Here is a 21,342-nt window from a genome sequence, read left to right on the forward strand (position 1 = left end):
ATTATCGCGCAATTTATAAAATTGGAAGCGAAAAAATTCTTAAAAGAATGTTTAATCTACAAAATTCCCTCATCCGCAAAGCTCAAATAACTTTTCTCCGTCACAATGATATGATCCAACACCAGTATATCGAGATGCTTGCCGGCCTCTTTGAGTTTTCGGGTAATCTGTTTATCAGCCTCACTTGCCTGCAATGCGCCCGAAGGATGATTATGACTAAGAATAACCGAAGTCGCATTATGCTCTAAAGCGGTTTTGTAGATAATCCTAGTGTCAACAACCGTTCCCGTGATGCCGCCTTTGCTGATTTGTGTTTTGTAAATCACTTTATTGGAATTGTTCAGATACAACACCCAAAACTCTTCGTGTGGCAATTCACCGATAATCGGCTGCATGATTTCGAAAACCGCTTTGCTTGACGTGATTTTTTTCAGTTCCGGCGATTCTTCGGCTCTTCGTCTTCTGCCCAATTCCATGGCTGCTATGATGGTTACTCCTTTTGCTTCCCCGATTCCTTTGAAAGTCGTTAACTGCTTCAGTGATAATTTCCCGAGTACATTCAGATTGTTATCTGCTCCGGAAAGAATCCGTTTGGACAGTTCCACGGCGCTTTCGTTTCGGCTTCCTGATCCTATCAGAATGGCTATCAGTTCGGCATCACTTAGCACCGATTTGCCTTTCAGCATTAATTTTTCTCTTGGCTTATCGTCTTCCGCCCAGTATTTTATGGCGAATGTGGTTTGTTCCATGGCGTATACAATTAGTGAATTACATTTTGCGTTGTAAATAAAAAACGAAGCTAATGAAATCATTTTATATCTCACTAATTTCTTTATTATTTTTTAGCTTTTATCTTACAGAAAATGATTTTTATCAGAAACTGTCGGATGCTGCCATTTTGCTGACAAAGGACAAAGTCACCTACGACCCGAGTTACATCGCCATAAAATATCCGAATGGTGATGTTCCGAAAGACAAAGGCGTTTGCACCGATGTAATCATACGCGCCTACCGGAAACTGGGCATCGATTTGCAGAAGGAAGTACACGAAGACATGAAAGCCAACTTTTCATTGTATCCAAATTTAAAGAAATGGGGACTGAAAACGACCGACACCAACATCGATCACCGAAGGGTTCCGAATCTGGAAGTTTTCTTCAGTCGGAAAGGAAAAAAACTTAGAATATCCGACAATGCCAATGATTATAAAACCGGAGAATTGGTAACCTGGATGATTAACGACAAACTACCGCACATCGGCATCGTCACAAATAAAAAATCACCGGACGGAAAACGACCGATGATTGTTCATAATGTGGGCGCCGGACAGGTTTTGGAAGACTGTCTGTTCGACTATACTGTTGTGGGGCATTTTAGGTATGGAAATTAGACAATTTGATCAACACATTTTCAATTTTACAAATCTTCAAATTATTCAATCAAATTCTTCACTTCATCAAAATTCAGTCCGCCATAATTTCCGGAACTCATTAATAATAGAGCGGAATTCTCTAAATCAAGGTTGAACAGATAATTTTTGAAATCGGCCGGATTGGTGTAAATAACCAGGTCGTCACGTTTGAAAGACTGTGCGATTTGCTCGTATGTCACTTCTTCCAGTTGTTTGATTTTAACCGCATCGGGTGAATAGAAAACTACCGCTACATCCGCATGATTTAAAGCACCTTCGTATTCTTTTAAAAATTCGGCATTCAGACTGCTGTAAGTATGCAATTCCAGACAGGCAACCACTTTTCGGTTTGGATATTGTTCTTTTACCGCTTTTGTTGTTGCAGCTACTTTACTCGGGGAATGTGCAAAATCTTTGTAAGCCACTTTGGTTTTGCTTTCGGCGATTTTTTCCAGACGTTTGGAAGCACCTTTAAAACTGGCAATCGCTTCGTAGAATTCGGCTTCGTCCACTCCCATGTTTTGGCAGATCCATTTCGCACCGGCTAAATTATTCAGGTTGTGCGCCCCGAAAACTTCTATAGGCATTGGTCCTTCAGGAGTTTCCAACAAAGTCACGCCGTTTTCCACCGTATAAGCAGGCGTATGATAAGCAATTTTACGAATCGGATTGGTTGACGCTTCCGCCACACGTTTTACTTCCTGATCGTCTTCATTGTATACTAAAATTCCGCCGTTAGTAATTTTTTGGATGAAAATCTCAAACTGTTCCACGTAATTTTCATAGGTCGGAAACACGTTGATATGATCCCAGGCAATTCCGCTGATTAACGCAATATTTGGCTGGTATAAATGGAATTTCGGACGTCTGTCCATCGGAGAGGATAAATATTCATCACCTTCCAACACGATAAAATCGTTTTCTTCGGTTAAATGCACCATGGTATCAAAGCCTTCCAATTGGGCGCCGACCATGTAATCGACATTGATTCCGTGGTAATGCATTACATGCAGAATCATGGAGGTAATGGTCGTTTTTCCATGTGAACCACCTATTACAACTCTCGTTTTATTTTTCGACTGTTCGTATAAAAATTCGGGATAGGAATAAATTTTCAGTCCTAATTCCTGGGCTTTCAATAATTCCGGATTATCTGCTTTGGCGTGCATCCCTAAGATAATCGCTTCGATATCGGACGTTATTTTTTCGGGAAACCAGCCCATTTCTACGGGAAGTAAGCCTTTCTTTTCCAATCTTGATTTTGAAGGTTCGAAAATAGCGTCGTCGCTACCGGTTACTTTATATCCTTTACTGTGTAAGGCTAATGCTAAATTGTGCATGGCAGCGCCGCCAATGGCTATAAAATGTGTTCTCATATTTTTAGTCGAAAGTCGAAAGTCGAAAGTCGAAAGTCGGTTACAACTTAAAACATACGCCTCCAACCTATTTTTGATATTCTTTTTTTAAATTATTGGTTTTTTTGTCGAAAGTCAAAAGTCGGTTACAACTTTAATCATATAACCTTCAACCTAATTTTGATATTCTTCTTTTAAATTAATGGCTTTTTGCCTGTCTTTTAATCTGTTCAAATATAAATCATAAAGCTTTTCGAAAGTGGTTTTCGAATTACCGATTTCGTGTGCTTTCTTATAATTCACTTCGGCTTTCTTATAGCGTTTGAAATAGACATCGATATAGCCTTTTGCAAGATAACCGTCCACTTTGGAAAGCTGTTGCAATTCGTGGGCATATTTCTGTGCCTTGGCTTCACTTCCACCGATGATTCCGGGCAATTCGAGGTACAGTACTACCAAGGCCCAGCGGGTATCGATATGTTTTGCATCCAGTTTCGCTGCGGTTTCGAATGCTTTTTTCACATCGTCAATCATGCCGAGCGCCTGAAATTTATTAGCTTCTTTGGCTTTCATCCCCAAAGCGCCACCAAACTTGTAATGGTAATCGGCATTTTTCGGGAACTGATTTTTCAGTTTTTTATAATAACCGATAGCGACATCCCACTGCTTCTGATGCCCTGCAATGTCCCCGAGATACTCCGTTGTTTTCGGATCGGCTCCTTTTTGTTTTGCATGGTTTTCAAACAGCAGTTTTGCCAAAACGTACTTCTTTTGGTCGAAAAGCGTTTTGGCTTTATCGAAATCGGATTGCGACCAAAGCAATGTCGGAAAAAGTAAAAAAATGAAAAAATACTTCATGGTTCAAAAATAAACAAAATGCTTGCAAAAATAATCTAAATTTATGAATTACAATTTGAACTCTAATTCACCGTAATCGACAATGAAACAACGCTTACTTTTCATCTCACTCCTTTTTTTTATTCATCTGATTTCGTTTTCCCAGACCAAAATCTCCGGCATCGTAAGAGACAAAACCACGCAGCAACCATTGACAGGCGCTTCTGTTTTCGCTCCTAATACCACAAACGGAGGCGCCACAGATGATAAAGGGTATTTTTCTTTTACGCTGTTTGAGAACCAAAATGAGGTAATTATCAGCTATGTGGGTTATGAAAGTGTGCTTGTTCCGGCTAGTTCATTTACCGCAACCGACAAAGCAAATGTTGTTTACCTGTCTCCGGTTGTCAATAAACTTAAGGAAATGGTGATTAAGAAAATCACCGCCAAACAAAGGGAAAAATACATGGAAATTTTCAACCGGGAATTTATTGGGCTGGGAAAGATTGCGGAGAAAACAAAAATCCTGAATCCTGAAGTGCTTCAGTTTGACATGAACAAAGAAAACACCCTTCTTATAGTATCTGCGGACGCTCCCATTCAATTAATCAATGAAAAAACCGGATATACCATTTCCTATGAATTGGCGTATTTTGAGAGCAAGGTGCTTACCGAAGAACACAACCAGAAACTCACTACTTTTTTTGGATATCCCTTTTTTAAGGACATCGTTAAGGATAGAAAACTCGACGAGAAAGGAGTAGCAAAAACCCGTTTGAAATGTTATAAAGGATCTACCATGCATTTTATCCGGAGTCTCTACAACGGCACCATGGAAAATGAGGGATACAGTGTAACTAAATTTAAAAGGGAACTCAATCCGGACTACCCTTCACAGGACAGTATCAACAAAATGATCGATGATTTCAGACGAAATGGTAAGATCCCACGTATACCGGTAAAACACAAAATCGTGTATGACAAAGTAAACAGCAAAGTACATCAGTTGGTTTTTGAAAGAGAAGAAAAAAAATATTTTTATTTTTCGGATTATCTGTCAGTCACATTCCGAAGAGCAAAAGAGGAAAACAAATATACCGAATACTACCATCAGGCAGAAACCGACTTTCAGACCTCTCAGTTAAAACTAATGGAAGATACGCCAATTGAGATTTATGCGGACGGGACATACGCTGAAGTGGATAACCTGGGAAGTTTCGGCTATATGGGATGGAAGAAAATGGGTGAAATGCTTCCGTTTGACTATCAGCCGGAGAAGATTGTTGCGGAGTAAATTTGAGATTTGGGGATTTTATTATTTGCAATTTGAGACTTGGAATTTAATAATCAAACACAGATTTCGCAGATTCCCTGATTAAACCGGTGACTGTATTATTATCGCTGGTTTTTGTTCCGACAGATTACTCTTTAGCCCTGATGGTAGCGGCATCCTTTTGTGGAGCCTTGCGGAACAAAAGATAGAGCGGACAGCAGGAACAGGGATTGCAAAAAATACCCGAACCCTTCCGCTCCTGAACAAAATTAAAACCATAAAAAAAACCGGACCCATATTGAGTCCGGTTTTATTTTTAAACTAATCGGTTTTAGAAAACCTTATTGTCTGGAATTATTTCACAATTGTCATTTCGTCTACGATGTGTTTCGCATTTGAGAAGTTCTCAATTACCCACAATACGTAACGGATATCACAGTTGATGGTTCTTTGTAATTTGTTGTCGAAGATTACGTCACCTGCCATAGCTTCGATGTTACCGTCGAAAGCCAAACCGATTAATTCTCCTTTTCCGTTTAATACCGGTGAACCTGAGTTACCACCTGTAATATCGTTATCTGTTAAGAAGTTCACGTGTAATGAACCGTCTTTGTCTGCATAACGACCGAAATCTTTGTTTTTGTTCATTTCAAGAACACGCGTTGGTAAATCAAATTCCTGATCTCCTTTTTTGTATTTCTTAACCTGACCGTCTAATGTAGTGTAGTTGTTCACTTTAGCGTCATTACGCTTGTCAGCAGGTAACGAACGTACTTTTCCGTAAGTTAAACGCAATGTTGAGTTAGCATCCGGATATTTGATAGTTCCGATTTTAGACTCACGTAAACCTTCCACCAATTTACGGAAAGCGGCACCGAAATCGTTTTGTGCTTTTGCAATTTCGTCTGATTTAGCGTTGTAGTGCGTCATTAAATCATTAGACAATTTCACCAATGGATCGTTTGTAATCAAACCTTCGCTTGGAGCATCTAAAAACGCTTTGATTCTGTCTTTAGAAGATAAAATACTTAAATCGAAAGCAGCATTTACATATTTAGAGAAATCGTTGTTGTTTGCTTTTCCTAATTCAGCCACAGCCGGAGCAATTGCATATCCTGTTGATTTCGTAGCATACAATTTCAATTGCGCCGCCATGATATCTTTTTCAGCAGGGATGTAAGCTTCTTTGAACAATTCGTCAGCCATTTCAAGGATAGCCGGAGCCATTTGAGCGCGTTTCGCAGCATCGGCTTTAGCATAATTTTCCAACTGTTTCCCTAAACCTCTTGAAACTGTCGCATAAGCACTTGTTCTGAAAATCGTCATTAAGTAGTTGTCATGACGGGACTTTTCATTTGTCAGCTTGTAATAGTTGTTGATGGTAGCTACTACGTTTCCGTATTTTGCCTTGTTTTCAGCTTTGTTGGCCCATTTGTCGAATTTCGCTTCCTGAGCCGCTTTAGTTTTAGCTGTTCCGAATTTTGTTAACGCGTCAATCATTCCCTGACGGTTTTTCCAGTAGTTAGCTACACCAGCATATTTTGAAGCATATACCAGATTCAAAGCGTCGCTCTGATCCATATATTTTTTCATGTTATCCATACCGGTTTTAGAACCTTCAACCCATGCAGGGTAAGCGAATTTCACGTTCTGATCGATTCCTGAAGCCGGCATCCAACGGTTTGTTCTTCCAGGATATCCTAAAATCATTGCGAAATCGTTTTCTTTAACACCACCGATGTTTACCGGTAAATAGTGTTTAGGTTTTAACGGAACGTTGTTTGCAGAATACTCAGCAGGATTTCCGTTAGCGTCACCGTAAACACGGAACATAGAGAAATCGGCTGTGTGACGAGGCCACTCCCAGTTGTCTGTATCTCCACCGAATTTACCTAAACTTTCAGGAGGCGTACCTACTAAACGTACGTCTTTATAATCCTGGTAAACGAAGTAGTAATACTCATTACCCTGGAAGAACGGACGAACGGAAACAGTGTATTTTCCGCCTTCGTTATTTTCTTTTTCGATTTTAGCGATTTCCTGATTGATTGCTTTTTCACGCTCTGCTTCTGTCATTTTATCGTTTACAACCGATAAAATTCTTTTGCTACAATCATCCATACGAACGAAGAAACGCACGAATAGACTTGACGGTTTTATTTCTTCTGCTCTTGTTTGAGCCCAGAAACCGTTTTTCAGGTGGTTTTTCTCTGCAGTCGACAATTCAGCGATTGCATCGTATCCACAGTGGTGGTTGGTTAGTACCAAACCGTCTTTTGAAATCATTTCGGCAGTACAACCTCCGTTAAACTGAACAATGGCGTCCTTTAAACTGTGGTTGTTGATGCTGTAGATTTCTTCAGCAGTTAACTGCAATCCCATTTTTTGCATATCCCTGTGATTCAAACGCTCAATGAACATTAAAAACCACATTCCTTCATCAGCCTTTACACTTGCCGGAACAAGCATAATCGCAGCGATCAGAGATAAAAGTAATTTTTTCATAATAGATTAATATTTTTAGTGGTGCGAAGATACTTTTTTTTGGTAATTCGCTGAATATTATGGTTTGAAAATATTTTTCGTTAAGAAAATTTTAACAGTTTGTTGTACATATAAAAACAGAAAAGGCGCTCTTTCGAACGCCCCCTCACACAATAAAACCAAAAATTTAATTAACAATAATCTTTTTAGTAGCAACCGAATCATTTGATTTTAGGGTCACAAAATAAATTCCGGTTGCAGCTGAATTTAAATTAACAGCCTGTATTAAATTACTTTGATCAGCAAAATCACCTTCAAATACAGTTCTTCCTGCCTGATCAATTACCTGAACCGAATAATCGTTTACAACTTCCGAAAACTGAATGTTAAAAGTCCCCTTGTTTGGATTCGGATAAACGGCAAAGCTGTTTTTAAGTTCGAAATTTTCATCTGACAACAACGCTGATTGGTTGAATGCCGACTGAATAGTATTCAGATGTGCCTGCATACGAGCAGCCTGACCGGCAGTAAGCATGTACATACAAGCATCATTCGTATAATCCATATAGTTCATGGTTAATTCCCTTGGAGTTCCCGCACAGGTAGACATGTGACTAATGGCAGGGCAGCCACCATTTGCCGTATTATGCAGAGGAGTATCCGCAACACCATCACTCCCACAAGTTGCATCTCCCCAGATGTGCTCCAGATTCAGATAATGACCCAACTCATGCGTTAATGTTCTTCCTAAGTTATAAGGAGCTCCCGGCACATAATCTGTACAACCAGCACCCGAACCAAAAGCGGCACTGTTAATATAAACCGCAGCTCCATCCGCCGGAGAAGAAGCCAAATAAGCATATCCCAGAACACCGCCTGACAAATCCTCAACAACCAAATTCAAATAGCCAGCCCAATCAGGATCCCAATCACCATCAGGTCCGCCACCGAAAGCCTGTCCAAAAGTGATAGCTTTTGTACCATCAACCAAACCAGTACTTGCCGGATGATTGCCTTCAGCAATTTCAAAACTAACGTTTATACTTCCATAATTAACTCCGGGAAAATAGGAACTTCTTGTATTTGTCCATATCGATAAGTCAGCGTTTGTAGCATTAAAATCGGCGTTTAAAATATTCACCTGATTTTGAGCCAGATTTCTCAAACATTGTTTTTCGGCTTCAGACAAACCATTGGCAGCTGGGTAATGCACTGCCACAGGGATTCGCAATGTGGTACGCATCGCTGAACGGGCTGAATTCTGATCGGATAGTTTTTCTAATTCCGCTTCAAATTGTTTTTTATTCTTTTCATACACCTCTCTCATTTTTTCATTACGGGAGAGCTCCTGCATTTTCTCCGGCGAACCACAAGTTCTCTCCTGTGAAAACACAAATTGGGTCACCAATAAGGCAAAAAGTAATTTAATTTTCATAGTATGGGGTTTTAGTTAAGAGTGCGAATATACTTTTTTTTAACATAATATTAAAAAAATATAACAAATTTATATTCAATTGTTATCAAAGCGTAAACCAACCAATCCCTGTCAGATAAAATCAGATTCAATTCCAATAAAAAAGGTGTCCTTTCGAACACCTTTAGTTTTTTATTCTGCTTCCACATTGAGCATCTGCCACAGCTTATCTTTCAGTTCCGTAAGTCCTTGTTGCGCTACGGATGAAATGAACATATACGGAATTCCTTTAAAATCCTTGTCCAGTTGTTTTTTCATTTCAGATTTCAATTCGTCATCCAGCATGTCTGATTTTGAAATAACGACCAATCGATCTTTATCCAACATCTCCGGATTGTAACGACGAAGTTCATCCAACAGAATCTCGTATTCTTTTTTAATGTCCGGCGCATCGGCAGGCACCAAAAATAATAACGTTGAATTTCTTTCGATATGTCTTAAGAAATAATGCCCTAATCCTTTTCCTTCAGCAGCACCTTCAATAATTCCAGGAATATCGGCAATTACAAATGACTGAAAATCACGGTACGCCACAATTCCCAAATTCGGTTTTAAAGTGGTGAACGGATAATCGGCGATTTTTGGTTTTGCGGAAGTCAGCACCGATAGTAAGGTAGATTTACCCGCATTCGGGAATCCAACCAAACCTACGTCGGCCAACACTTTAAGTTCCAGCGTTACATCAATCTCTTCCGATGGCATACCCGGCTGGGAATATCGTGGCGTCTGATTGGTGGAACTTCTGAAATGCCAGTTTCCTAATCCCCCTTTTCCTCCTTTTGCAAGAATTCTTTTTTCGCCGTGTTGTGTTATTTCAAACAAAACCTCATCCGTTTCCTTATCGCGAACTACAGTTCCCAACGGCACTTCGATGAATTTGTCTTCACCGTCGGCACCGGTACTGCGCGCGCTACCACCGTCTCCGCCGTGACCGGCTTTTACGTGGCGTGCGAATTTGAGGTGGAATAATGTCCATAATCCTTTATTACCTACAAGATATACGTGTCCTCCTCGACCTCCGTCACCTCCATCTGGCCCGCCTTTTTCAATAAATTTCTCTCTGTGTAAATGCGTAGAACCTTTACCTCCTTTTCCGGAAGCAACATATATTTTTACGTAATCTACAAAATTCCCCTCTGTCATTATTTCAGTTTTCAGTGGTCAGTGGTCAGTGGTCAGGAAATACTATCCTGCTATTGACAACCTTCAACTATTTATTTTAATTTATATCTTTTAATTGTCGGACTAAAACTTTGTCAATTTTAACACCGTCCATATCGACAACTTCCAATTCCATTTTGTTCCAGATTAACACTTCGCCTACCTTTGGAATATATGACAACTCGGTCATTATCAATCCGCTTACCGTGGTTACGTCATAATCGTTGATCAGATCGTCCATGTCGAAATATGTTAAGAAATCGTGTAGCGAATAATGTCCGTCCACCAACCAGGTTCCGTCTTCACGGGCAATCAGCTGGAATTCTTCTTCGTAGAAATCGGCAGCATCACCAACCAAAGCCTCCAGAATATCGTTTAGGGTGATAATACCCTGACAGATACCGTATTCATCGGTTACCAATGCATAATGCACTTTGGTTTTTTTAAAATGCTCTAAAGCTCTGTATGCCGACGTATGTTCAATGAAATACACAGGCTCTCTGGTAATTGCTTTTAAATCGAAATCGCCTTTTTCGAAATTGGCGAACAGGTCTTTCAGCAAAACCACACCTACAACATCATCCAGATTTTCAACACAAACGGGATATACCGAATGTAATTCTTCCAACACTTTCTCTTTTAATTCCTGCATAGTTTCGTCAAGAGAAAGATACATCAATGACTTTCTGTGTGTCATTAGGGAATTCACTTTTCGGTCACCGATATGAAACACACGTTCCACGATATCCTGTTCAATCTCCTGAACTTCACCGCCTTCGGTTCCTTCTTTAATGATAGCCTTAATTTCTTCTTCGGTTACTTTTCCGTCGGCCGTAGGTTTAATTTTGAAAACATTCAGCACGAAATCCGTGGAAACAGTTAACAACCAGATAAAAGGCATGGTTGCAATGGAAACCGCTTTCATGGGAACCGCCACCGCTTTCGCAATCGATTCTGGGTAATTCAATCCGATTCTTTTTGGCAACAATTCACCAAGAACCAACGAGAAATACGTTAAAACCACAACCACAATCCCAACCGAAAGACTTTGTGAATAAGGTCGAAGCGTCTCAAAACCTTCTATAAAAAACTTAACATTATCGGTAATTTTCTCACCACTGTAAATACCGGTAAGAATTCCGATTAAGGTAATTCCGATTTGTACGGTGGACAAAAATTTATTTGGCGAATTGGCTAAATCCAAAGCCGCTTTCGCACTGGCATTCCCTTTTTTTGCTGCTGACTCCAAGCGGTTTTTACGGGCCGAAATCAAGGCGATTTCCGACATTGAAAAAACACCGTTAAGTAGTATTAAAAAGAAAATTATGAGTATTTCCATGTTTGCTTTTTACGTTACAACTTGTCTATTACAGCGCTCAATCGCTCTGTTATTTCTGCAATAGACCCAATACCGTTAACGGCATGAAACTTATTTTGCCCTTTATAATATTCCATTAAAGGGGCAGTTTTTTCATTATATTCCTCGTAACGGTTGCGGATTTTCTCAGCATCCTGATCGTCAACCCTTCCGGATGTTTTTCCTCTTTCTAAAATACGTTCGACCAAAATGTTATCATCCGCTTCAAGCGCAATGGTGGCCGTTACTTCCCAGTTTTTGGTTTTTAAAAACGCGTCCAATGCGTCGGCTTGCGGAATCGTTCTTGGAAAACCGTCGAAAAGAAACCCTTTGGAATCCATGTTTTTTTCCACTTCATCCTGTAACATTTTGATGGTTACACTATCCGGAACCAACTCTCCGTTATCGATATACCCTTTTGCTTCTTTCCCTAAAGCGGTATCATTTTTCATATTGAAACGAAAAATATCTCCTGTGGAAAGATGGGTTAAATTGTATTTTTCTTTTAAAAACTCTGCTTGTGTTCCTTTTCCTGCGCCCGGTTTCCCGAACAAAACAATGTTAATCATTTTAAAAAATTGTTGTTTGTAGTTATGTTGTTTTATTTTATACTCTTCGTTTCTGTTTTCTGCTTTCCGCCAACTATTTCAACTGATATACCAGCGGTAGATTTCGTCCTAAACCATCGTAATCCAATCCGAAACCAACGATGAATTTATTTTCAATTTCAATACCAATATAATCAATTTTGATGTCTTTTTTATATGCTTCCGGCTTAAAAAACAAAGTAGCGAACTTTAATTGTTTAAGATTCTTACCTGAAAATAAAGCATGTAATTCCTCTACGGTATTTCCGGTATCGACAATATCTTCGATAACCACCACCGTTCTGCCCGACAAATCCTGATTCAGCCCGATAAGTTGTTTCACTTCATGGGTAGTTTCTGTTCCTTCATAAGAGGCCATTTTAACAAAACTGACTTCGCATGGTCTTTTATAGTGCTTCATAAAATCTGAAACCACCATAAACGAACCGTTTAAAACACCTATAAATACAGGGATTTCATCTCCTAAGTCGGTTGCCACCTGCGATGCCATTCTTCCGATTGCCCAATCCAGCTCTTCAGCAGAAATAAAGGGAACGAATCGCTTATCGTGAAGTTGAATTTCCATTTTTATAATACAGAATAATTGGCAAAGATAATTATTTTTAGGTATGAGTTGTGAATTATAAGTTATGAATTATAAATTAATAGGTTATATATTACGAATTAACAAAGCACTGCACAATTCCCATTCAGATTAATTTTACTTACTTTAGCACGACAGTTAGTATTCTTTACAAAATGAAGGAGATTTTATTCAACCAATTAGAAAAAAGCAACGCCAGCACCAATTGCCGTAACGGTCTTCGGGATTTTATTTTTAACCATCCCGACGCTCTGAAAGACCTGATTGCATTTGGGACTGACCTGAACAACAAAAACCATCACAAAGCGGTTTGGATAATTGAAATGATTGCCGAATTAAAAACCGAAATGCTTGCTCCTCACATAGGCATTATTTGCGAAACCATTTCGAAGTACAAAAACGAATCGGCTATCAGGGGAATGTCACGAACAGCCTACTTTTTAGGAACCTCGGAAAAAATCGTCTTAACGGAATATCAGCAGGAAAAACTCATCGAAATCTGTCTGGACTGGCTTATCCGGGAAGAACGCGTGGCCTGCAAGGTGTATGCAATGCGGACTCTTGTCCATTTCGGCAAAAAAGAACCCTGGATTAATAACGAATTGAAAGAGATTCTCGGCCGGGATTATCAGAATCAATCATCAGGATATAAAGTGGCGGCAAGGGAAGTATTGGGAAAGATAAAATAGATTTTTACTACACCAATCATTACAATAAAAAAACCGCTCTTTACAGAACGGCTTCTCTTTATTATTTTGTATTCAAACTTATTGTTTTGTATAAACCGCCTGAATATCAGCAGCAACATACACCGGATTACCTTCAACCATCCCTACAGCTTCACCATCAGGAACAGTCATCGTGATTGTTGAACCCGAAACAGTATACATATCCACAACTTCTTCGCCTTCAAAAGTGTACGTCAGTGTTAATACATTTCCTGTAACACTCCACGAACCGGTAACATCCCCATCATCATAACATGCGATAGTTTCATTCTCTCCATCAAAACTGATATCGATTCCTTTGTCATCATAGGTAAAAGTATGATCTGCATTGAGCGTCATGAATGATTCGTTCATACAATCCATCTCACTCATCTGATTAACCGATGCCGTACCGTCCCCATTCAAATCCTGAGCTTCGGAAATAGTAAAGGCCGTCATTCTGTATGTCCCTACAGGGCTAGAAGAAGAATCACTATTGTTATTATCATCATTATTACACGAAACCAACAATCCTAACGCAGAAACCAATAATAAAATCTTGTTTTTCATAAATTTTTATAGTTTTAAATGTTAAAACACAAAACTAAAAATAATCGTCAGACAAAAAAATCGTATTCCAAAAAAACGTCTGATTGTATGAAAATTCAACAATTTTAAAAAACGAACATCAAATCACAACATTTTGTTATTATACTCATTCATAAACAACATAAGTTTCACGAACAGTAGTCACTAATCACGCTCTACCCAAACAATATCAAAGTCGCGCCAAAAAATATGCAAATTTTCATTTACTCAAATTGTTACCTATCTTTGCACACTCATGGCATTAAGCCGAACAGACGCAGTAAACAACAACACAATGAATTATTTCTCTTCCGATTTTAAAATAGGTATCCTCGGTGGCGGACAATTAGGAAAAATGCTTCTTGCCGAAACCCGAAAATTCGACATTCAAACCTACGTTTTAGACCCAAGCGACGAAGCGCCGTGCCAATTTGGTGCGACTAAGTTTTTCCGCGGAAGCCTGATGGATTATGACACCGTTTACAATTTCGGTAAAATGGTGGATGTATTAACTATCGAAATTGAAAACGTAAATCTTGATGCTTTGGATACTTTGGAAAAAGAAGGCATGAAAGTGTATCCTTCACCCAAAACCCTGCGGATGATTCAGAACAAAGGACGTCAAAAGGACTTTTATGCTGAAAATAATATTCCGACATCATTCCACATTCGTTTTGCTGACCTTACCGAATTGAAAAACGCACTGGAAAAAGAAGAAGTAACATTCCCGTTTGTATGGAAATGCGCGCAGTTTGGTTATGACGGAAACGGAGTGAAAATTGTTCGTTCAGCTCAGGATTTAACCGATTTACCGGAAGTGGAATGCATCGCAGAGCAAATGGTACCGTTTAAAAACGAATTGGCAGTAATCGTTTCCCGAAGTGTTTCCGGTGAAATCAAAACCTACCCGGTGGTGGAAATGGAATTTCATCCCGAAGCAAATCAGGTGGAATACGTAATCTGTCCGGCGCGAATTGATGAAAAAGTAGCCGATAAAGCCCGAAACGTGGCATTACAGGTTTCTGAAAAATTTAACCATGTCGGTTTATTGGCAGTTGAAATGTTCCAAACCAAAGACGATGAGATTCTGGTAAATGAAGTAGCTCCACGCCCGCACAATTCAGGACATTACAGCATTGAAGGCAGTTATACTTCGCAATTCGAGCAACATATCCGTTCTATTTTAAATTTGCCTTTAGGAAACACCGACAGTAAAGTGGCCGGAATCATGGTAAATTTAGTAGGCGCCGAAGGTTTTTCAGGACCTGTAGTTTATGAAAACATTGAAAAAATTATGGCAATCGACGGCGTGACACCACACATTTACGGAAAACGTGAAACCCGTCCGTTCAGAAAAATGGGACACGTAACCATCGTAAACGAGAACATGACCGAAGCCAGAAGAATTGCCGAAGAAGTGAAGAACAGTATCAGAGTGATCAGTGTTCAGTGATCAATATACAGACGGCAGATTGCAGATTGCAGAATTCAGGTAACAGAAAGCAGGTTGCAGAAACCAAATAACCAAATAAACGAATAACCAAACATACAACAATGAGCAAAGTAGCTATTATAATGGGCAGCATTTCCGATATGCCGGTAATGCAGGAAGCCATCGATATACTAAAAGGATTTGATATTGAAACTGAAGTCGACATTGTTTCGGCACACAGAACACCTGAAAAATTATTTGATTTCAGCAAAAATGCGCATACAAGAGGGATTTCAGTAATTATCGCAGGAGCAGGAGGTGCAGCGCATCTTCCGGGGATGGTTGCTTCCATGAGTCCGCTTCCCGTAATCGGTGTTCCGGTAAAATCAAGCAATTCGATTGATGGTTGGGACAGCGTTTTATCTATTTTACAAATGCCGGGCGGAGTTCCGGTAGCTACGGTTGCCTTAAACGGCGCAAAAAACGCAGGTATACTGGCCGCTCAAATTATCGGAAGTTCCGACAAATGTGTCTTAGACAAAATGATGGCTTACAAAGAAGGATTAAAACAGGCCGTATTGAACGCCTCGGAAAACCTTAACAAATAAAGGTGAAAAAAGCCCCTGTGGTTGGGACTTTTTTCGGGGTCCACAGACTAATGGGTTAAAATTAGCCAGTGTTTATTTTTCTTTTTTTTGGAACAAAAAAGGTTTAATAAATTCGAAATCAAATTCTTACTCGTCAAAAATATACTTTTTATCGATAAATTACAAATAAATGTCGCAGATATTAACAAATAAATTCCTTACCAAACACAATACCGCACCGTTTTCTGAAATCAAAACCGAAGATTACGTACCGGCAATCACTGAAGGCATTCAACTTACACGTACTGAAATAGACAGTATTGTAAGTAATCCTGAAAAGCCAACTTTTGAAAACACGATTGAAGCTTTGGAATTTTCGGGACAGATTTTGGATCGGATTACCAGCATTTTTTTCAATCTGAATTCGGCGGAAACCAGCGACGAGATGCAGAAAATCGCGCAGGAAGTTTCCCCGATGCTGACCGAATTGAGCAACGACATTACCCTGAACACTGCGTTATTTGAAAAAATAAAATCGGTTTACAATCAAAAGGACAACCTGAACCTGACTACGGAACAGGCCATGCTTTTGGATAAAAAATACAAAAACTTCTCGAGAAACGGAGCGCTTTTGGCAGATGAAAAGAAAGCGCGTCTGCGCGAAATCGACACTGAGCTTGCCAAATTAAAACTGACGTTCGGTGAAAACGTTTTGGCAGAAACCAATGCTTACGAATTACACGTTACCAACGAAGAAGATTTAAAAGGTTTACCGGAAGGCACTATTGAAGCTGCTCGTTCCCTGGCAAAAAGCAATGAAAAAGAAGGTTGGATTTTCACATTGGACATTCCGAGTTACCTTCCGTTTGTTACCTATGCCGAAAATCGTGAACTGCGAAAAGAACTTTCCATCGCTTACGGAAAAAAAGCGTTTCAGAATAATGAATTCGACAATCAGCAAAATGTTTTAAAAATCGCTAACCTGCGTCATGAACGTGCGAATTTGTTAGGATATGCAACCCATGCGAATTTCGTATTGGAAGAACGTATGGCACAAAATCCGGAGAAAGTAACCGCTTTTTTAAATGATTTGCTTACCAAAGCAAAACCCGCAGCCGAAAGGGAATTTCAGCAACTGACGAATTTCGCCAAAAAACTGGACAACATTGATCACTTGGAAAAATGGGACAGCTCGTATTATTCGGAGAAACTGAAACAAGAATTATTTAATCTGGACGACGAAAAACTGAAACCGTATTTCAAACTGGAAAACGTTCAGAACGGAGCCTTCGACATTGCCAACAAACTTTTCGGATTGACATTTACGGAAGTTTTCGATATCGACAAATACCACGAAGACGTACATACTTTTGAGGTTTCGGATGCCGAAGGAAATTTAGTGGCTATCTTCTACTCCGATTTCTTTCCGAGAAAAGGAAAACGAAACGGCGCCTGGATGACATCGTTCAAACCTCAATATATCAAGGAAGGCATCAACGAAAGACCGCATGTTTCCATCGTTTGCAACTTCACAAAACCTACCGAGACTAAACCTTCGTTACTGACTTTTAATGAGGTAACTACGCTTTTCCATGAATTCGGACATGCTTTACACGGCATGTTGGCCAATACGACTTATCCGAGTTTGTCGGGAACATCGGTGTATTGGGATTTTGTGGAATTACCGAGTCAGGTGATGGAAAACTGGTGCTACGAACCGGAAGCATTGGCTTTGTTCGCACATCATTATGAAACCGGTGAAGTTATCCCTCAGGAATTTGTAAATAAAATCAAGGAAAGCGCGAGTTTTCTGGAAGGGATTGCAACGCTTCGTCAATTGAGTTTCGGATTGTTGGACATGGCATTCCACGGAAAAAATCCTAGCGACATTAAAGATGTAAAAACCTTTGAAAAAGCTACCATGGAAGACACGGCTTTGTATCCGGATGTGGCTGAAAACTGCATGAGTGTTTCGTTCTCGCATATTTTTCAGGGCGGGTATTCATCTGGGTATTACAGTTACAAATGGGCTGAAGTTTTGGATGCCGATGCTTTTGCTTATTTTCAGGAAAAAGGAATCTTCAATAAGGAAGTTGCCGATAAATTCAAAGACAACGTACTCTCGCAAGGTGGCACCGATCATCCGATGACTTTGTATAAAAAATTCAGGGGACAGGAACCGAAACCGGAAGCGTTGCTGAAACGTGCAGGGTTGATTTAGAGAGCAGAAAATAGAATTTGAAACCGGAGTTTGTGCTTCGGTTTTTTTTTGCACTTAAATACCGAATGTCCAAACAAACATTGATGAACAAAAAAAGGATTATTACCATTTTTTTTAAGATGTTCCGTTTCACCTCCCCTCCTTTGATTTTTTCTTGTTCCATAGTCTGACAACTGTTGCTTACTTTTTTGTTAATCTATTTCGGGATTTTACGTATTTACAATTGTACAATAGTAAAGATTACTAAAAAACTTGATAGACCATCAAACAATCCTTAACTTTATAGTACTCTAACCTTTTATAATCCAGTTACTTAAAAACAAGAAGAGACAAAAAATCATTTAATATGAGAACCTCCCTCCTTACTCATTAACCTCCCCTTATCTGCTTTAAATTTTTTGAACATCATAGCTCCCAAGCTATTATATGTTAATAAAACACATATACTTTGGAATTTAAAATTCAAAATCATGAAAAAAATAATACCAGCTGTGTTTTACTTATTTTGTTTAGCAGCAATCGCACAAGTGCCGCCTGTTCAATGGCAGAAAACTTTTGGCGGAAGTTCGATAGACCATGCTTCATCTGTACAGCTAACCCAGGATGGAGGTTATATCATAGCCGGAGGTTGGTCTTTTGACTATTGTGGTCAGGGGAGCGGATCTTTCAATGGAGCAGCCCTTAAAATCGATGGTTTGGGTAATTTGAAATGGCATACTTGTCTTGAATTGCCAGGTATGGACTATTCGGTTTCAATTCAAGCAGTTCCCAGCGGAGGATTTATCATGTTATCAGTAACTGATTATAATGCATTTGATTTTATACTTGATCCGCATGTGATGAAAATCAGCGATTCGGGTGACATAGAGTGGAATGCTCTTTATACGGATTTTAACTCATTTGGTGTTATGAATGTAGATTTTTGGGATACTTGGCCGAAAGGATCCATACAAAACACTCCCGATGGAGGCTACATCGTGGCAGGAAGTAAGGATAGCGATTTTTTTAACTTTCCCTACATTCCAGATTGCGCAATAATGAAACTGAACAGTACTGGTGCCGTTCAGTGGGAGAATTACATTGGCAGTAGCAATGAAGAGTTTGCTTCCTCAATTCAAAATACTCCTGATGGCAATTACATATTTGCCGGGGGAACAAAGTCTTTTTCGGATAATCACGGGCTGATAGATTTTTATGTTGTTAAAATAAATAATGAAGGTACCGTAATTTGGCAAAAACGCTTGGGTGGCGCTGGTAACGAAATTGCAACTTCTGTTCAGGTTACTTCGGATGGTGGTTATATTGTCGCAGGTTACACCACATCAAACAATGGAAATGTATCGGGAAATCATGGTGGTTCTGATGTCTGGGTGGTCAAGTTGGATTCAAATGGTACTATCCTGTGGCAAAAATGTTTGGGAGGTACTGGTAACGAAAGAGCAAGTTCTATTCAGACCGCTTCAGATGGGGGTTATATCGTTGCGGGACATACCAATTCGAATGATGGAAATGTGTCCGGAAATCACGGAGATTTTGATGCATGGGTGGTCAAGCTCGATTCAAATGGCACTATTCGTTGGCAGAAATGCTTTGGTGGCAGCGCCGCAGATTATGCAAGTTCCATTCAGGTCACCACTGATGGCGGTTATATTTTTGCAGGTGAGACCTATTCTAATGATGGTGATGTCGCCTCTATTAATGGGGGTAGTGATATTTGGGTTGTGAAATTAGGGCCTGAAAATCTGAGTGCTGCAAGTTTTGACAGTTCAAACATCCGTTTACATCCCAACCCTGTAAATGATTTTCTACATTTTTCCGAAGAACTTCAAACAATTGCAATCTTTACTATAAACAGTCAAAAAATAATTCAGGCCACTAACGTGGAAAAAATTGATCTTAGTGCACTTCCTGCCGGAATGTATTTTATTAAAATTGAAAATAATGCCGGAAACATTTCTGTATCTAAAATTTTGAAGAATTAACTAAAACTAAATTCCACATTACAGTTCATATCAGCAAAAGAGCTGCTTAGGAATAAGAGTTTAGAATTTAGAAACCGGAGTTTAGGCTTCGGTTTTTTACTTTCATAACAGTCAGGGCGCTTTAATCGTCTCTCCTATTTCTATTGGTTTTTCAAAATGAGTTTACACAATCTAAGACTATAGGATGCGCCAAAGTTAAATGACGATCCATTAAAGTCAATTTACAAAACGCTAAAGTTCTTTGACAATGCTTTAAAGTTAATTCACGGTGCGCAAAAGTTAATTTATAATACACCAAAGTTATTTGACAATGCTTTAAAGTCAATTCACGATACGAAAAAGTTAATTTATAATACACCAAAGTTATTTGACAATGCTTTAAAGTCAATTCACGATACGAAAAAGTTAATTGCCGATGCATCAAAGTCAATTGCCGATGCCTTAAAGTTGATTGGTTACAAAAAAAGCCTGCATCATTTTATACTTGTTGCAGGCTTAGGAATAGTTTTTTAATTGTTGTCTCGGAATTTTAATCTTACCGCTGCCTTGTAGTAGGGTACAGCCGATTCTCCAAGGGATTTAAGGTAAGACTTAATATCTTTAGCCAATTGGATTACGTTAACATCACCATTATAGAGAATAATATTTCTTTGATTTCTTGCCGTAATCAGTGAATTTCCTGCCACGTTAACATCCTGACTCAACGTGGAAAGGTCCAGATGGTATTGGTTTAGGGTTGTGGTTTGAATTCTGCTTTCGTTTGGAGCGTATTCGGGGTGTGAACTGACAAGGCTTACCAGAATATTCAGGTTGGCGATGCGGCTGTCGTAGCTCATTTGGGATGTTGAAATTGTGGCTCCTTCAGTGATTTCCGGGTTGATGGTTTTGCCTTTTTTATCGCCTCGGATTTTTTTGGCGATGCTTTCCACATTTTCTTTATCGGCCTCTGACACGTTTAGGGATTTGAAGAAATTCATCACGCTTGATGTGGTCTTTCCCAAGGACGCAATGGCGGTTTCGCGACGGGAAACGGCATTTTTATAGATGGGTTTTGTGCTGTCCAGATTTTGAATTGCAGCGGTAAGGCTTGCTCTTATAGGTTGGAGATTGAGCAATTGGATACTTGGGTTTGATGGATTGTAGAGTGCACCCATTTCTTCGATAAGCTGACAGAGTGCGTTGTAATTTGCTACGTTTTTTACATGTCCTACTTCTGAGGTTGAAGCCATAAGTTATAGTATTTTTAGATTAGGCCCTAAAACTAATAATTTATTCGTAAGAT

The 21,342-nt window shown here is 39.4% G+C and carries 18 protein-coding genes; 7 read left to right on the plus strand and 11 right to left on the minus strand.

Going from position 1 to position 21,342, the window contains the following annotated elements; all coding sequences use genetic code 11:
- Nucleotides 1-56 precede the first annotated feature (56 nt).
- Nucleotides 57-749, minus strand: a complete 693-nt coding sequence (gene radC, locus FLJC2902T_RS09770) for a RadC family protein (RefSeq protein ID WP_035678260.1) — start codon at nt 747-749, stop codon at nt 57-59.
- 53 nt (nt 750-802) lie between these two features.
- On the opposite strand from radC, the gene FLJC2902T_RS09775 reads away from it, so the two are divergent.
- Complete coding sequence (locus FLJC2902T_RS09775; RefSeq protein WP_023579621.1) at nt 803-1,390, plus strand: DUF1287 domain-containing protein; 588 nt, start codon at nt 803-805, stop codon at nt 1,388-1,390.
- Nucleotides 1,391-1,431: 41 nt separating this feature from the next.
- Here the strand turns inward: FLJC2902T_RS09775 and FLJC2902T_RS09780 are convergent, their stop codons facing one another.
- Both FLJC2902T_RS09780 and FLJC2902T_RS09785 read right to left on the minus strand, forming a co-directional pair.
- Nucleotides 1,432-2,787, minus strand: coding sequence for a UDP-N-acetylmuramate--L-alanine ligase (locus tag FLJC2902T_RS09780; protein ID WP_035678220.1), 1,356 nt, complete (start codon nt 2,785-2,787; stop codon nt 1,432-1,434).
- Between the two features lie 153 nt (nt 2,788-2,940).
- Nucleotides 2,941-3,624 (minus strand): tetratricopeptide repeat protein, encoded by a 684-nt coding sequence (locus FLJC2902T_RS09785; RefSeq protein ID WP_023579624.1) that lies wholly within the window; start codon nt 3,622-3,624, stop codon nt 2,941-2,943.
- Between the two features lie 82 nt (nt 3,625-3,706).
- Here FLJC2902T_RS09785 and FLJC2902T_RS09790 point away from each other — a divergent pair, with 82 nt between their 5' ends.
- Entirely contained in the window at nt 3,707-4,897 is a 1,191-nt protein-coding gene (locus tag FLJC2902T_RS09790) for a carboxypeptidase-like regulatory domain-containing protein (RefSeq protein WP_023579625.1), read from the plus strand.
- A gap of 333 nt (nt 4,898-5,230) precedes the next feature.
- Here FLJC2902T_RS09790 and FLJC2902T_RS09795 read toward each other — a convergent pair whose 3' ends face one another.
- The 6 genes from FLJC2902T_RS09795 to FLJC2902T_RS09820 form a co-directional block, all read right to left on the minus strand.
- Nucleotides 5,231-7,381: a S46 family peptidase gene (locus FLJC2902T_RS09795; RefSeq protein ID WP_023579627.1), complete on the minus strand. Its 2,151-nt coding sequence runs from the start codon at nt 7,379-7,381 to the stop codon at nt 5,231-5,233.
- Between the two features lie 166 nt (nt 7,382-7,547).
- On the minus strand, nt 7,548-8,795 hold the full coding sequence (locus FLJC2902T_RS15845) for a zinc-dependent metalloprotease (RefSeq protein ID WP_023579629.1): 1,248 nt from the start codon (nt 8,793-8,795) through the stop codon (nt 7,548-7,550).
- Nucleotides 8,796-8,966: 171 nt separating this feature from the next.
- Entirely contained in the window at nt 8,967-9,977 is a 1,011-nt protein-coding gene (obgE, locus tag FLJC2902T_RS09805) for a GTPase ObgE (RefSeq protein WP_023579630.1), read from the minus strand.
- Between the two features lie 76 nt (nt 9,978-10,053).
- A complete protein-coding gene (locus tag FLJC2902T_RS09810; RefSeq protein ID WP_035678223.1) occupies nt 10,054-11,283 on the minus strand; it encodes a hemolysin family protein in 1,230 nt (409 codons plus the stop codon).
- Nucleotides 11,284-11,348: 65 nt separating this feature from the next.
- The gene (locus FLJC2902T_RS09815; RefSeq protein WP_023579632.1) at nt 11,349-11,921 is read right to left on the minus strand and encodes an adenylate kinase; all 573 of its coding nucleotides are present in this window, start codon (nt 11,919-11,921) and stop codon (nt 11,349-11,351) included.
- Nucleotides 11,922-11,994: 73 nt separating this feature from the next.
- Nucleotides 11,995-12,525: a phosphoribosyltransferase gene (locus FLJC2902T_RS09820; RefSeq protein WP_023579633.1), complete on the minus strand. Its 531-nt coding sequence runs from the start codon at nt 12,523-12,525 to the stop codon at nt 11,995-11,997.
- Between the two features lie 173 nt (nt 12,526-12,698).
- Between FLJC2902T_RS09820 and FLJC2902T_RS09825 the strand changes: the two genes are divergently transcribed.
- Nucleotides 12,699-13,232, plus strand: coding sequence for a hypothetical protein (locus tag FLJC2902T_RS09825; protein ID WP_023579634.1), 534 nt, complete (start codon nt 12,699-12,701; stop codon nt 13,230-13,232).
- Nucleotides 13,233-13,310: 78 nt separating this feature from the next.
- Here FLJC2902T_RS09825 and FLJC2902T_RS09830 read toward each other — a convergent pair whose 3' ends face one another.
- Nucleotides 13,311-13,820, minus strand: coding sequence for a lipocalin-like domain-containing protein (locus FLJC2902T_RS09830; protein WP_023579635.1), 510 nt, complete (start codon nt 13,818-13,820; stop codon nt 13,311-13,313).
- Between the two features lie 313 nt (nt 13,821-14,133).
- Between FLJC2902T_RS09830 and FLJC2902T_RS09835 the strand changes: the two genes are divergently transcribed.
- From FLJC2902T_RS09835 to FLJC2902T_RS09850, 4 genes are all read left to right on the plus strand, one after another.
- Entirely contained in the window at nt 14,134-15,291 is a 1,158-nt protein-coding gene (locus FLJC2902T_RS09835) for a 5-(carboxyamino)imidazole ribonucleotide synthase (protein WP_035678264.1), read from the plus strand.
- A gap of 101 nt (nt 15,292-15,392) precedes the next feature.
- Nucleotides 15,393-15,878 carry a 5-(carboxyamino)imidazole ribonucleotide mutase gene (gene purE / locus FLJC2902T_RS09840; RefSeq protein ID WP_035678226.1) on the plus strand — a complete coding sequence of 162 codons (486 nt, stop codon included), beginning with the start codon at nt 15,393-15,395 and terminating at the stop codon, nt 15,876-15,878.
- A 169-nt stretch (nt 15,879-16,047) separates the two neighbouring features.
- Nucleotides 16,048-18,078, plus strand: coding sequence for a M3 family metallopeptidase (locus tag FLJC2902T_RS09845; RefSeq protein ID WP_023579638.1), 2,031 nt, complete (start codon nt 16,048-16,050; stop codon nt 18,076-18,078).
- A gap of 470 nt (nt 18,079-18,548) precedes the next feature.
- The gene (locus FLJC2902T_RS09850; protein ID WP_051364359.1) at nt 18,549-20,060 is read left to right on the plus strand and encodes a T9SS type A sorting domain-containing protein; all 1,512 of its coding nucleotides are present in this window, start codon (nt 18,549-18,551) and stop codon (nt 20,058-20,060) included.
- Between the two features lie 509 nt (nt 20,061-20,569).
- Here FLJC2902T_RS09850 and FLJC2902T_RS09855 read toward each other — a convergent pair.
- On the minus strand, nt 20,570-21,289 hold the full coding sequence (locus FLJC2902T_RS09855) for a hypothetical protein (RefSeq protein WP_023579640.1): 720 nt from the start codon (nt 21,287-21,289) through the stop codon (nt 20,570-20,572).
- Between the last annotated feature and the right edge of the window lie 53 nt (nt 21,290-21,342).

This window comes from Flavobacterium limnosediminis JC2902 (assembly GCF_000498535.1).
GTDB lineage: Bacteria > Bacteroidota > Bacteroidia > Flavobacteriales > Flavobacteriaceae > Flavobacterium > Flavobacterium limnosediminis.

Bases quoted from the DNA above. Each gene is read 5' to 3' on its own strand.
- radC (WP_035678260.1), bottom strand. From the start codon at position 749: ATGGAACAAACCACATTCGCCATAAAATACTGGGCGGAAGACGATAAG.
- FLJC2902T_RS09775 (WP_023579621.1), top strand. From the start codon at position 803: ATGAAATCATTTTATATCTCACTAATTTCTTTATTATTTTTTAGCTTT.
- FLJC2902T_RS09780 (WP_035678220.1), bottom strand. From the start codon at position 2,787: ATGAGAACACATTTTATAGCCATTGGCGGCGCTGCCATGCACAATTTA.
- FLJC2902T_RS09785 (WP_023579624.1), bottom strand. From the start codon at position 3,624: ATGAAGTATTTTTTCATTTTTTTACTTTTTCCGACATTGCTTTGGTCG.
- FLJC2902T_RS09790 (WP_023579625.1), top strand. From the start codon at position 3,707: ATGAAACAACGCTTACTTTTCATCTCACTCCTTTTTTTTATTCATCTG.
- FLJC2902T_RS09795 (WP_023579627.1), bottom strand. From the start codon at position 7,381: ATGAAAAAATTACTTTTATCTCTGATCGCTGCGATTATGCTTGTTCCG.
- FLJC2902T_RS15845 (WP_023579629.1), bottom strand. From the start codon at position 8,795: ATGAAAATTAAATTACTTTTTGCCTTATTGGTGACCCAATTTGTGTTT.
- obgE (WP_023579630.1), bottom strand. From the start codon at position 9,977: ATGACAGAGGGGAATTTTGTAGATTACGTAAAAATATATGTTGCTTCC.
- FLJC2902T_RS09810 (WP_035678223.1), bottom strand. From the start codon at position 11,283: ATGTCGGAAATCGCCTTGATTTCGGCCCGTAAAAACCGCTTGGAGTCA.
- FLJC2902T_RS09815 (WP_023579632.1), bottom strand. From the start codon at position 11,921: ATGATTAACATTGTTTTGTTCGGGAAACCGGGCGCAGGAAAAGGAACA.
- FLJC2902T_RS09820 (WP_023579633.1), bottom strand. From the start codon at position 12,525: ATGGAAATTCAACTTCACGATAAGCGATTCGTTCCCTTTATTTCTGCT.
- FLJC2902T_RS09825 (WP_023579634.1), top strand. From the start codon at position 12,699: ATGAAGGAGATTTTATTCAACCAATTAGAAAAAAGCAACGCCAGCACC.
- FLJC2902T_RS09830 (WP_023579635.1), bottom strand. From the start codon at position 13,820: ATGAAAAACAAGATTTTATTATTGGTTTCTGCGTTAGGATTGTTGGTT.
- FLJC2902T_RS09835 (WP_035678264.1), top strand. From the start codon at position 14,134: ATGAATTATTTCTCTTCCGATTTTAAAATAGGTATCCTCGGTGGCGGA.
- purE (WP_035678226.1), top strand. From the start codon at position 15,393: ATGAGCAAAGTAGCTATTATAATGGGCAGCATTTCCGATATGCCGGTA.
- FLJC2902T_RS09845 (WP_023579638.1), top strand. From the start codon at position 16,048: ATGTCGCAGATATTAACAAATAAATTCCTTACCAAACACAATACCGCA.
- FLJC2902T_RS09850 (WP_051364359.1), top strand. From the start codon at position 18,549: ATGAAAAAAATAATACCAGCTGTGTTTTACTTATTTTGTTTAGCAGCA.
- FLJC2902T_RS09855 (WP_023579640.1), bottom strand. From the start codon at position 21,289: ATGGCTTCAACCTCAGAAGTAGGACATGTAAAAAACGTAGCAAATTAC.